Genomic DNA, 12655 nt, shown 5'->3' on the forward strand with positions numbered 1-12655 from the left:
AGGCCCTGCAGGACGCGGGCCTGCACGACCCGGCCCTGGAACTGCTGTGGCCCCGCCCCACTTCGATGGCGCTGGGCGCCGAGCTGCTGGACGCCGCCCTGCGGCTGGCTCCATCCGTCGATGCCCTCTTCTTCTGCAACGATGACATCGCCCAGGGCGCCCTGCTCGAAGCCCTGCGCCGCGGCATCCGCGTGCCGCAGCAGATCGCCATCGCCGGCTTCAACGACCTGCCCGGCAGCGACCAGATGGTGCCGCCACTGACCACCATCCGCACGCCGCGCGGCCATATCGGAACCGAAGGCGCGCGCATGCTGCTGCAATTGATGCGCGGCGAGGCCTTGCCATTGCACAGCCTGGATCTGGGATATGAGCTGGTGGTGCGGCAAAGCAGTTGAAGCGACAGTGGAGATGAAAAGGCCGGGTCTGCTGCCCGGCCTTTTCTCTGGTCGACGCCTGCGGCGCAGGAATCACGCGGACATCACTCAAATTCCAGGATCACATCGTCCACGGCCAGCGAGTCGCCCTTGCCGGCGCTGATCTTGCTGACCACACCGTCCTGCGACGCGAACAGGATGTTTTCCATCTTCATGGCCTCGATCACGGCCAGCTTTTCGCCGGCCTGCACCTTCTGGCCCGGCTGCACGGCCACGTCCACCAGCAGGCCCGGCATGGGCGACAGCAGGAACCTGGACAGGTCCGGCGGTGCCTTGTAGGGCATGAGCCGGTGCAGTTCGCCGCCGCGCGGCGACAGCACCAGGGCGTCGATCTGCGTGCCGTTGTGGATGACGCGCAGGGCCAGCGGGTTCCTGGCCGTGCCGCGCTCGACCTGCGCCGTGAAGGGCTTGCCGTTGCAGCTGCCCTGCACGCACATGGCGCGCATCGGCGTCTCGCTGCGGAAGGTGTAGGGCTTGCCGTCCACGGTGACGGTGCTGGCGCGGCTTTCCGCGTCGAAGTCGGAAACCTGCACCTCGCGGTACTGGTGCTTGCCATCGGCCCCCAGCACGACCACGCAGTAGTCGGCCGAGACCTTGAGCTCATGACCGCGCATCTGGCCGCTGATGGTGGCGGCGCGCGCGCGGTAGCGGCGGTTCATGTGGCCTGCCAGGGCGACCAGGAAGTCGGGGTCGCCGTGCGGCACATCCTCGGCGTGGAAGCCGTGGGCGTAGTGCTCGGCGATGAAGCCGGTGTTGAACTCGCCGCTCTTGAACTTGGGATGGGCCAGCAGCGCGGCCTGGAACGGGATGTTGGAGCTGATGCCCCGGATCACGAAGGCGTTGAGCGCCTCGCGCATCTTGGCGATGGCGTCGTTGCGGTCGCTGCCGTGCACGATGAGCTTGGCGATCATCGAGTCGTAGAACATCGGGATTTCGCCGCCTTCATACACGCCCGTATCCACGCGCACGCCATGAAGGTGGCCGGTGTCGGCCTGCCACATGGTCTGCTCGGGCGGCGAAAAGCGCACCAGGCGGCCGGTGGACGGCAGGAAGTTGCGGAACGGGTCCTCGGCGTTGATGCGGCACTCGATGGCCCAGCCATCGCGCTTGACGTCTTCCTGCGCGATGGCCAGCTTCTCGCCAGCGGCCACGCGGATCATCTGCTCGACCAGATCCAGGCCGGTGATGCACTCGGTCACCGGATGCTCCACCTGCAGGCGGGTGTTCATTTCCAGGAAGTAGAAATCCTGGTCCTTGCCCACCACGAACTCCACCGTGCCCGCGCTCTGGTAGCCCACGGCCTTGGCCAGGGCCACGGCCTGCTCTCCCATGGCGCGGCGCGTGGCGTCGCTGATGAAGGGGGATGGCGCCTCTTCGATCACCTTCTGGTGCCGGCGCTGGATGGAGCATTCGCGCTCGTTCAGGTAGATCACGTTGCCGTGGCCGTCGCCCAGCACCTGGATCTCGATGTGGCGCGGCTCCTGCACGAACTTCTCGATGAAGATGCGGTCGTCGCCGAAGCTGTTGCGTGCCTCGTTCTGGCAGCTGGCAAAGCCCTCGAAGGCTTCCTTGTCGTTGTAGGCCACGCGCAGGCCCTTGCCGCCGCCGCCGGCGCTGGCCTTGATCATCACGGGGTAGCCGATGCCCTTGGCGATTTCCACGGCGGCCTCGGGGCCGGCGATGGGATCGTTGTAGCCGGGGATGGTGCTCACGCCCGCCTTGTCGGCCAGCTTCTTGGAGGCGATCTTGTCGCCCATGGCCGCGATGGCCGCGTGCTTGGGGCCGATGAAGGCGATGCCCTCTTCCTCCACGCGCCGGGCGAAGGCCTCGTTCTCGGACAGGAAGCCATAGCCCGGGTGCACGGCCTGCGCGCCGGTCTGCTTGCAGGCGGCAATGATGCGGTCGGCCTGCAGGTAGGACTCGCGGCTGGGAGCGGCACCGATGTGCACGGCCTCGTCGGCCAGCTTGACGTGGCGTGCCTCGCGGTCCGCATCGGAGTACACCGCCACGGTCTGTATGCCCATCTTGCGGGCGGTGGCGATGACGCGGCAGGCAATCTCGCCGCGGTTGGCAATCAGGATCTTCTTGAACATCTTCGCAGCCTGTTTTTTCTGGATTCGATCTTTGATATCAGGGCTTGGTCACAGAGGGATGTTTCCATGCTTGCGCCACGGATTTTCCAGCTGCTTGTTCTTGAGCATCTGCAGCGAGCGGCAGATGCGCTTGCGCGTCTCATGCGGCTGGATCACATCGTCGATGAAGCCGCGCGCGCCCGCCACGAAGGGGTTGGCGAAGCGGGCCTTGTACTCGGCCTCGCGCGCGGCCAGCTTGGCCGGGTCGTTCTTGTCCTCGCGGAAGATGATCTCCACGGCGCCCTTGGCGCCCATCACGGCGATCTCGGCATGGGGCCAGGCCAGGTTGACGTCGCCGCGCAGGTGCTTGGAGGCCATCACGTCATAGGCGCCGCCGTAGGCCTTGCGCGTGATGACGGTGATCTTGGGCACCGTGGCCTCGGCATAGGCGTACAGCAGCTTGGCGCCGTGCTTGATGATGCCGCCGTACTCCTGGCTGGTGCCGGGCATGAAGCCGGGCACGTCCACGAAGGTGACCACGGGGATGTTGAAGGCATCGCAGAAACGCACGAAGCGCGCGGCCTTGATGGAGCTCTTGATGTCCAGGCAGCCGGCCAGCACCAGGGGCTGGTTGGCGACGATGCCCACGGTCTGCCCGTCCATGCGCGCAAAGCCCGTGAGGATGTTCTTGGCGTAGTCGGGCTGCAACTCGAAGAAGTCGCCGTCGTCCACGGTCTTCAGGATCAGCTCCTTCATGTCGTAGGGCTTGTTGGCGTTGTCGGGCACCAGGGTGTCCAGCGACTTGTCGGCGCGGTCCACGGGGTCCGAGGTGTAGCGCACGGGCGCCTTCTCGCGGTTGTTCAGCGGCAGGTAGTTGTAGAGGCGGCGCAGCATCATCAGCGCCTCCACGTCGTTGTCGAAGGCCATGTCGGCCACGCCACTGCGCGTGGTGTGGGTGATGGCGCCGCCCAGCTCCTCGGCCGTGACCTCCTCGTGCGTCACGGTCTTCACCACTTCGGGGCCGGTGACGAACATGTAGCTGCTGTCCTTGACCATGAAGATGAAGTCGGTCATGGCCGGCGAGTACACGGCGCCGCCCGCGCAGGGGCCCATGATCATGGAGATCTGCGGCACCACGCCGCTGGCCAGCACGTTCTTCTGGAACACGTCGGCATAGCCGCCCAGCGAGGCCACGCCTTCCTGGATGCGGGCGCCACCCGAGTCGTTGAGGCCGATCACGGGGGCGCCGACCTTCATGGCCTGGTCCATGACCTTGCAGATCTTCTCGGCATGGGTCTCGGACAGCGCACCGCCGAAGACGGTGAAGTCCTGGCTGAAGACGAAGACCAGGCGGCCGTTGATCATGCCGTAGCCGGTGACCACGCCGTCGCCGGGGATCTTGCTGTCTTCCATGCCGAAGTCGGTGCAGCGGTGCTCGACGAACATGTCCCATTCCTCGAAGGTGCCGTCGTCCAGCAGCAGCTCGATGCGCTCTCGCGCCGTGAGCTTGCCCTTCTTGTGCTGTGCGTCTATGCGCTTTTGGCCGCCACCCAGGCGGGCCTGTTCGCGCTTTGTCTCCAGTTGATCCAGGATGTCTTGCATGCTGCGATTCCTCTAACGTCTAACGGTAAGGTTTGTCTGGTCTTGTCTTGTCGGCCGTCACTGCGGCGCCGCCACGGGGCCTGCCTGCGCCTGCAGCAGATTTCTGGCGGCCGTGCTGGCCGCGATGCGCCCTGCTGCCACGTCGGCCTGCAGCTGGGGCAGCAGCGCCCGCACCTGCGGATGCTGCCGGAAGGCCTGCTTGAGGCCGGAGTCGATACGCTCCCACATCCAGGACAGCGCCTGGCGTTCGCGGCGCAGCGCCAGGCGCCCGTTGGCCTGCTGCAGGCGGCGGAATTCCTCCACCGCACCCCAGAAACCTTCAACGCCCTCCTTCTTGAGCGCGCTGATGGTGATGACCTGGGGCTGCCAAAGGCGCTCGTCGTGGTGGGCATGCTCGGGGTTGCCGTGCATGCCCAGCAGGCGCAGGCTGGAGGTGATCTGGGCCTGGGCGCGCGTGGCGGCATGCGGGTCGATGTCGGCCTTGTTGATGACCACCAGGTCGGCCAGCTCCATCACGCCCTTCTTGATGGCCTGCAGGTCGTCGCCCGCATTGGGCAGTTGCAGCAGGCAGAACATGTCGCACATGCCCTGCACGGCGATCTCGCTCTGGCCCACGCCCACGGTCTCGACGATGACCACATCGTAGCCAGCCGCCTCGCAGACCAGCATGGCCTCGCGGGTTTTCTCGGCCACGCCGCCCAGGGTGCCGCTGCTGGGGCTGGGGCGGATGTAGGCATCCGGATGAACGGACAACTGCTCCATGCGCGTCTTGTCGCCCAGGATGGAGCCGCCCGACACGGTGGATGAGGGGTCGATGGCCAGCACCGCCACGCGAAGGCCGCGCCCAATCAGGAACAGGCCCAGCGTCTCGATGAAGGTGCTTTTGCCCACGCCCGGCACGCCGCTGATGCCCAGGCGGAAAGACCCGCCCGTATGCGGCAGAAGGGCCGTGAGCAGCCCATCGGCCGCAGCGCGGTGATCCGTGCGCGTGGATTCCAAAAGGGTGATGGCCTTGGCCATCGCCCGGCGCTGAACGGCAGGGTTGCCGTTCAGGATGCCGTCTTGCATTTGCTCGGGAGTCACTGCGGCGGGCTCAGAGGCTGTTGGCCTGGCGGATCTGCTCGAGCACGTCCTTGGCGCTGGCCGGGATGGGTGTGCCCGGGCCATAGACGCCCTTGACGCCGGCGTTGTAGAGGAAGTCGTAGTCCTGCGCGGGAATCACGCCGCCCACGAAGACGATGATGTCGTCCGCGCCCTGGCGGCGCAGCTCCTCGATGATGGCCGGCACCAGGGTCTTGTGGCCTGCCGCCAGCGTGGACACGCCCACGGCGTGCACGTCGTTCTCGATGGCCTGGCGCGCGCATTCCTCGGGCGTCTGGAACAGCGGGCCCATGTCCACGTCGAAGCCCAGGTCGGCAAAGGCCGTGGCCACCACCTTGGCGCCGCGGTCATGGCCGTCCTGGCCCAGCTTGGCGATCATCACGCGCGGGCGTCGGCCCAGCTGCTCGGACGATGCATCGATCTCGCCCTTGAGCTTTTCCCAGCCCTCGGCCGAGTCGTAGGCTGCTGCATACACGCCGGTCACCTTCTGTGTATCGGCGCGGTGGCGCCCGAAAACCTTCTCCAGTGCGTCCGAGACCTCGCCCACCGTGGCACGCAGGCGCACGGCCTGGATGGACAGGTCCAGCAGGTTGCCCTCGCCGCTTTCGGCGGCCTGGGTCAGGGCCTGAAGGGCGGCCTCGACCTTGGCGGCATCGCGGCTGGCCTTGATCTGGTTCAGGCGCGCGATCTGGCTGTCGCGCACCTTGACGTTGTCCACCTCGAGGATGTCGATGGCGTCTTCCTTGGCCAGCTTGTACTTGTTGACGCCGACGATGACATCCTTGCCCGAGTCGATGCGCGCCTGCTTCTCGGCGGCGGCGGCCTCGATCTTGAGCTTGGCCCAGCCCGAATCCACGGCGGCGGTCATGCCGCCCATGGCCTCGACCTCCTCGATGATCTTCCAGGCGGCGTCGGCCATGTCCTGGGTCAGCTTTTCCATCATGTAGCTGCCGGCCCAGGGGTCGATCACATTGGTGATGTGGGTCTCTTCCTGGATGATCAGCTGCGTGTTGCGCGCAATGCGGGCCGAGAATTCGGTGGGCAGCGCAATGGCTTCGTCAAAGCTGTTGGTGTGCAGGCTCTGCGTGCCGCCGAAGACGGCGGCCATGGCCTCGATGGTGGTGCGCACCACGTTGTTGTAGGGGTCCTGCTCGGTCAGCGACCAGCCCGAAGTCTGGCAGTGCGTGCGCAGCATCAGGCTCTTGGCCTTCTTGGCGCCGAAACCCTTCATGATGCGGCACCACAGCAGGCGGGCCGCGCGCATCTTGGCGATTTCCAGATAGAAATTCATGCCGATGGCCCAGAAGAAGGACAGCCGGCCCGCGAAATCGTCCACATCCATGCCCTTGGCCGTGGCGGTCTTCACGTACTCCTTGCCGTCGGCCAGCGTGAAGGCCAGTTCCAGCGCCTGGTTGGCGCCCGCCTCCTGCATGTGATAGCCCGAGATCGAGATCGAGTTGAACTTGGGCATGTTCCGGCTCGTGTACTCGATGATGTCGCCGATGATGCGCATCGACGGCTGGGGCGGGTAGATATAGGTGTTGCGGACCATGAACTCCTTGAGGATGTCGTTCTGTATGGTCCCCGACAGCTGGTCCTGGGCCACGCCCTGCTCCTCGGCCGCCACCACGTAGCCGGCCAGCACGGGCAGCACGGCGCCGTTCATGGTCATGGACACGCTGATCTTGTCCAGCGGGATCTGGTCGAACAGCACCTTCATGTCCTCGACCGAATCGATGGCCACGCCGGCCTTGCCCACGTCGCCCGTGACACGCGGATGGTCGCTGTCGTAGCCCCGGTGCGTGGCCAGGTCGAAAGCCACCGACACGCCCTGCCCGCCGGCGGCCAGCGCCTTGCGGTAGAAGGCGTTGGACTCCTCGGCCGTGGAAAAGCCCGCGTACTGGCGAATGGTCCAGGGCCGGCCCGCGTACATGGTGGCCTGGGGGCCGCGGATGTAGGGCTCGAAGCCTGGCAGGCTATCCGTATGGGGCAGATCCGCCGTGTCTGCCGCCGTGTACAGCGGCTTGACGTCGATGCCGTCGGGCGTGGTCCAGTGCAGTGCCTGGATGTCGCCCCCTGGAGCGGCCTTGGCGGCCGCCTGGGCCCATTTCTGCAGGTCGGCAGTTGCGAATTCCTGGCCGTTCTGCGCTGTCGGATGGTCTTGTCTCATGTTCTCAGGCTCGTGAATGACAGGTGCCCTTGAGGGCATGCCCCAGAGCTGCCGCAGTTTACATCATTCATAATTATTCATTCAAAATATCTTTGCCGATACAATCCGGGCCACATGTCGACAAACACCCTCACTCCCCGCGCGCTCTACGAACAGGTGGCAGAGAAGCTGCGCCTGCGCATCTTCGCGCACGAACTGGCGCCTGGTGACTGGATCGACGAACTGAAGATTGCCGAGGAATACGGCATCAGCCGCACCCCGCTGCGCGAGGCCCTGAAGGTGCTGGCCGCCGAGGGCCTGGTGACCATGAAGGTGCGCCGTGGCGCCTATGTGACCGAGGTGTCGTCCAAGGACATTGCCGATGTCTATCACCTGCTGAGCCTGCTGGAATCCGATGCCGTGCAGGTCGTGGCCGAATCGGGCAGCGATGAGGAACTTGCCGCCCTGCAGCAGACCCATGAGGAACTCAAGGCGCAGATGCGCGATGCAGACCGCTTCTTCGAGCTCAACGAGAGCTTTCACATGCAGCTGCTGCAGATCGCCGACAACCGCTGGCGCAACCAGCTGGTGGCCGACCTGCGCAAGGTCATGAAGCTCAACCGCCACAAATCGCTGTTCAAGCAGGGCCGCATCGAGGACTCGCTGGCCGAGCATGAGACCGTCATGCAGGCCCTGTTGCGCCGCGATGGCGCGGCCGCCGCGCAGGCCATGCGTCAGCACTTCAGGAACGGTCTGGCTGCAGCGTCCTGAACTCGGGTTCATCTGAACCCTGGCTGGCTGGGCAACAGTGGCGACGTAGGCGGGCATGCGGCTCCTGGTTCGCTTCAGGCGCATCGCCCGAGAACGCTGCAGTGCAGCATAAACCTCGCTGCCAACTCTGCACATGTCCGAAGCTGACGCCGGGGCCTGCGGTAACCGGCAGCTATCATCAGCGGCACCATCCACTTCGGTCCGCACCTCTTCGCATGAGCATCCAAGATCCAGCCCGCGCCCTTTCCCTGGCCATGAGCCTGCCTGCCGATGCCAGCATGGCCACGGCCGCCACCCTGGTGGAAATGCTGGCCCTGCGCGTGCAGCAGACGCCCGCAGGCGAGGCCTATCGGGCCTATGACGAGGATGCGCGCAGCTGGAAGTCCCTGAACTGGGCGCAGACCGGCGAGCGCGTGGCCCGGTGGGCGCAGGCCCTGGCCGCGCAGGAGCTGGCACCGGGCTCGCGCATTGCCATTCTTTTGCCCAACGGGCTGGATGCCATGTCCATCGACCTGGCCAGCCTGCGCTGCGGCCATGTGCCGGTGCCCCTGCATTCCATAGACAACGCAGGCAGCATTGCCTACATCCTGGCCAATGCCCAGGTGTCCATGCTCTTCGTGGCCCAGGCATCGATCTGGGACAGGATCTGCGCCACCGGCCAGGCCTTGCCGGAGCTGCGCAAGGTGGTCGTGGCATCGGCCAAGCCGGCTTCCCGGGCCGCAGAGCCTGACACCGAAGGCGATGCCGCTGCACTGGAGGCCCTGCGCCAGATCCCCGTGCAACCGCTGGCCCAATGGCTGGCTGAAGGCGGCGCAGTCCCCCTGCCCCCGCCTCCCTCTGCCGAGGACCTGGCCACCGTCGTCTACACCTCGGGCACCACGGGCAAGCCCAAGGGCGTGATGCTCACGCACCGCAACGTGGTCTCCAACGTACAGGCCGTGATGCAGCGGCTGCTGCCGCGCAGCGATGATGTTTTCCTGTCCTTCCTGCCGCTGTCGCACACCTTCGAGCGCACGGCAGGCTACTACCTGGCGATGGCCGTGGGCGCCTGCGTGGCCTATGCGCGCTCCGTGGCTCAACTGGCCGAGGATCTCAAGACCCAGCGTCCCACGGTGCTGGTCTCCGTGCCGCGCATCTACGAGCGCGTGCACGCCAAGGTCATGGAGGCGCTGGCGCGCGCACCGCTCAAGGCCCAGCTGTTCGAACTGGCCCAGGCCAGGGGCTGGCAACGCTTTTGTGAAACACAAGGCATTGCCGATGCGCAGGCGCCCCAGCCCGACGTGCCGGGCTGGATGCAATGGCTGCCCTGGCCCGTGCTCAACCATCTGGTGGCCAAGCCGCTGCTGGCCCAGTTTGGCGGGCGTGTGCGCGTGGCCGTGAGCGGTGGCGCGCCGCTGTCGCCCACGATTGCGCGCTGTTTTCTCGGCCTGGGCCTGCCGCTGATCCAGGGCTACGGAATGACCGAGACCTCGCCCGTGGTCTGTGCCAACACGCTGGAGGACAACCACCCGGCCACCGTGGGCCGCGCCCTGCCGGGCGTGGAAGTGCGCATTGGCGAGAATCGGGAACTGCAGGTGCGGGGGCCCTGCGTGATGCGGGGCTACTGGCAACGCCCCGAAGACACCGCCAAGACCTTCACAGACGACGGCTGGCTGCGCACCGGCGACCAGGCCGTGATCGAGGATGGGCGCGTGCGCATCCAGGGCCGCATCAAGGAAATCATCGTCACCTCCACCGGCGAGAAGATTCCACCGGCGGACCTGGAGCTGGCCATCACCGGCGACCCGTTCTTCACCCAGGTCTTTGTCGTGGGCGAAGACCGCCCCTTCATCGCCGCCGTGGCCGTCATCGAGCGTGGTGAATGGCAGGCCATGGCCCAGCGCCTGGGCCTGGATCCCGAAGATCCCAAGAGCCTGAACCACGCCGCCGCCGAGCGTGAAGCGCTGGCCCGCATCGAGAAACAGGTGGCCAGCTTTGCCCGCTATGCGGTCCCCCGTGCCGTGCACCTGGAACTGGAGCCCTGGACCATTGAGAACGGGCTGATGACGCCCACCCTCAAGCTCAAGCGCAACAACCTCATGGCGCGGTTTGAATCGCAGATTGCCGCCATGTACACCAAGCCCGCCGAGCGCTGGCAAGGCCGCAACAGCGCGGGGTGACCCCCAGCCCTTGACAAGCCGCCGCCGGAAAACGGCGGCTTTCTTTATTTCTGATCTGAAAATGAAATTATGTAAGTTACATTGACTTGATCAAAAAGAAGGCGAGAGCGCCCTGTCCGCGCCCTTGCCTTGCCCGCTTCAGGCAACGGCCAATGCCCTGCCGGCGGGCGCCATGCCGATCTCCTTGAACTCGCTGATCCTGAACGTGGCCACCGCCTGGGCCAGCACGCGGGCCTGTCGCTCCAGGCTGGCAGCTGCGGCGGCAGACTCTTCCACCAGGGCAGCGTTTTGCTGCGTGACCTGGTCCATCTGGGAGACCGCCTCGCTGATCTGTCCCAGGCCGCCGCTTTGCTCCACGCTGGCGGCCGAGATGGCCTCGATCAACGACGCCACCTCGCGCACCTGGGATTCGATGGCGTCCATGGCCTTGCCGGCTTCCCGGACCTGGTTGCCGCCCATTCGCACCGTCTCGGTGGAGGCCGTGATCAGCGCCTTGATTTCACGCGCCGCTGCGGCGCTGCGCTGGGCCAGGGAGCGCACTTCCCCGGCCACCACGGCAAACCCCCTGCCCTGCTCGCCCGCCCGCGCGGCCTCGACCGCTGCGTTGAGCGCCAGGATGTTCGTCTGGAAGGCGATGGAATCGATGACGCCCGTGATCTCGGCAATCTTTCCGCTGCTGGCCGAGATTTCGTCCATGGTGCCCACGACCCTGGCGACAGCGCCACCGCCCACGCCCGCCACCTCCTTGGCACGCACGGCCAGGGCGCTGGCCTGCCGCGCATTCTCCGAACTCTGGCCCACATTGCCTGCCAGCTGCTCCATGGAGGCCGCCGTCTCCTGCAGGCTGGAGGCCTGGTGTTCGGTGCGGCTGCTCAGGTCCTGGTTGCCTGCCGCGATCTGGCTGGATGCCGTGGTCACCGACTCCACCCCGCGCCGCACATCGCCAACGATGCTGGCCAGCGATTCGCGCATGGCACTCATGGAGCGCAGCAGGTCGCCGACTTCGTCGCGCCCCGTGGCCTGGATCTCGGAAGCCAGATCGCCCTGCTCGATGTGCCGGGCCACCTCCACGGCGGACTTCAGGGGAACGGTGATGGAGCGCGTGACCACATAGCCCAGCGCCACGGCGAGGATGACAGCGGCCGCGACAAAGCCGTAGATCAGCATCTGCGACTGCGCCAGGACCTGGCGGGAGTCCGCATACACATCCTCGGATGCCTTGAGCTGCAGCTCCACCAGTTCGCCGATCTTGGCGCTGATGGGGTCTACGCTGGCATACAGCGCGCCATCGAACTCGTCCAGACTGCCGGCCCTTTTTCCATCCAGCGTCTTGAGCCGCTGCAGCAGCCGGTCGATGCTCTGGTTGGCAGGTGCGAACAGCGCCTGCGCCTGGCTGGCCAGCACGGCCTCCTGCGAGGTCAGCTGTGTGGACGAATAGCTGCGCCAGGCCGCGTCGATCGCGGGCAGCGTGCCGGAAATGCTCGCCGCTGCCTCCTGCGCCGTGATCAGGCCGGCATTCGCCTTGTTGACCGTATCTATGACGTTGACGGCGTAGGCGTCCGCAATCTGCTTGAGCTGCTTGAGCGGAACCACGCGGTCCTGGTACATGGTCTGCGTGCCCGAGAACACATGGCCCAGCGCCCTTGCGCCGACGGCGCCCACGGCCATCAGGCAGATCAGCAGAACAAGAAAAACACCGGTAAGCCGGGTACCGATACGCACATCGCCGAGTTTTTTCATCGCAGATCCCTCTGTCCCCGTGACGCCATCGGTATAGGCCATCGCTATCGCATCCCGGCAGTCACATTGCTTGCCTTATCGGTAGCAACCGCCGGTTTCTTGAGAGTCAAAAATCAATAAGTTCCATAGCAGTTGCGACGCTCGCGGCTACCGCCCCGCAGGCAAGCCCCCTTCCCCATCCGTGTTGCAGAGCCAACCCTCTCAAAGTCCGAACAGCATTCTCATGTAAGTTACATTGAATGCCTTGAAAAACGGCCCGTGAAAACACGGGCCATCTCACTGGATCAGACGTAGACGTCGACCACGCCGCCCAGCCCGGGCGCCTTCCCGCCCTTCGATGGGGATTGCGATGGCGCCTCGGCGGCCTGCTGCTGCTCGCGCTGCTTGTCGAGCTGGGCCTGCTGCCTGGCGCGCATCAGCGCCTCGATCTGGTTTTGCACCATCATGATCTGCGTCTGCAGCAGCTTGGACTTCTGTTGCTTGGCCTTGGCGTCGATGTTCTCGGAGGCCACTTCCTTGAGCGCCTGCTGCAGCTCCTTGAGCTTGCGCTGCAACGCAGCGATGTCATTACGCGGAGATCGGAAGAGCGTCGTGTAGGGAAAGAGTGTAGATCTCGGTGGTCGCCGT

9 protein-coding genes are annotated in these 12655 nt (G+C 65.7%); 3 read left to right on the plus strand and 6 right to left on the minus strand.

Annotation, left to right across the window (positions count from 1 at the left end; genetic code table 11):
• The coding region (locus tag L995_RS29905) for a substrate-binding domain-containing protein (protein ID WP_047475079.1) at positions 1–395 on the plus strand (395 nt) is incomplete at its 5' end.
• An 83-nt stretch (positions 396–478) separates the two neighbouring features.
• On the opposite strand, the gene L995_RS29910 is transcribed toward L995_RS29905, so the two are convergent.
• From L995_RS29910 to scpA, 4 genes are read right to left on the minus strand one after another with little or no spacing between them, the layout of a single operon-like run.
• A complete protein-coding gene (locus tag L995_RS29910) occupies positions 479–2527 on the minus strand; it encodes an acetyl-CoA carboxylase biotin carboxylase subunit (RefSeq protein ID WP_016446054.1) in 2049 nt (682 codons plus the stop codon).
• A gap of 48 nt (positions 2528–2575) precedes the next feature.
• Positions 2576–4108, minus strand: a complete 1533-nt coding sequence (locus tag L995_RS29915) for an acyl-CoA carboxylase subunit beta (RefSeq protein WP_016446053.1) — start codon at positions 4106–4108, stop codon at positions 2576–2578.
• A gap of 57 nt (positions 4109–4165) precedes the next feature.
• Entirely contained in the window at positions 4166–5176 is a 1011-nt protein-coding gene (gene meaB / locus L995_RS29920; protein ID WP_016446052.1) for a methylmalonyl Co-A mutase-associated GTPase MeaB, read from the minus strand.
• 25 nt (positions 5177–5201) lie between these two features.
• Complete coding sequence (gene scpA / locus L995_RS29925) at positions 5202–7379, minus strand: methylmalonyl-CoA mutase (protein ID WP_047475081.1); 2178 nt, start codon at positions 7377–7379, stop codon at positions 5202–5204.
• A gap of 114 nt (positions 7380–7493) precedes the next feature.
• Between scpA and L995_RS29930 the strand changes: the two genes are divergently transcribed.
• Together L995_RS29930 and L995_RS29935 are read left to right on the plus strand one after the other, a co-directional pair.
• Positions 7494–8129, plus strand: a complete 636-nt coding sequence (locus tag L995_RS29930) for a GntR family transcriptional regulator (protein ID WP_016446050.1) — start codon at positions 7494–7496, stop codon at positions 8127–8129.
• 215 nt (positions 8130–8344) lie between these two features.
• Positions 8345–10288: an AMP-dependent synthetase/ligase gene (locus L995_RS29935; RefSeq protein WP_047475083.1), complete on the plus strand. Its 1944-nt coding sequence runs from the start codon at positions 8345–8347 to the stop codon at positions 10286–10288.
• A 138-nt stretch (positions 10289–10426) separates the two neighbouring features.
• Here L995_RS29935 and L995_RS29940 read toward each other — a convergent pair whose 3' ends face one another.
• Together L995_RS29940 and L995_RS29945 are read right to left on the minus strand one after the other, a co-directional pair.
• Complete coding sequence (locus tag L995_RS29940) at positions 10427–12028, minus strand: methyl-accepting chemotaxis protein (protein ID WP_016446048.1); 1602 nt, start codon at positions 12026–12028, stop codon at positions 10427–10429.
• Between the two features lie 284 nt (positions 12029–12312).
• On the minus strand, positions 12313–12655 hold a 343-nt coding region (locus L995_RS29945; protein ID WP_052195895.1), incomplete at its 5' end, for a FlxA-like family protein.

The organism is Delftia sp. ZNC0008, from assembly GCF_000799035.1.
Lineage (GTDB): Bacteria > Pseudomonadota > Gammaproteobacteria > Burkholderiales > Burkholderiaceae_C > Comamonas > Comamonas tsuruhatensis.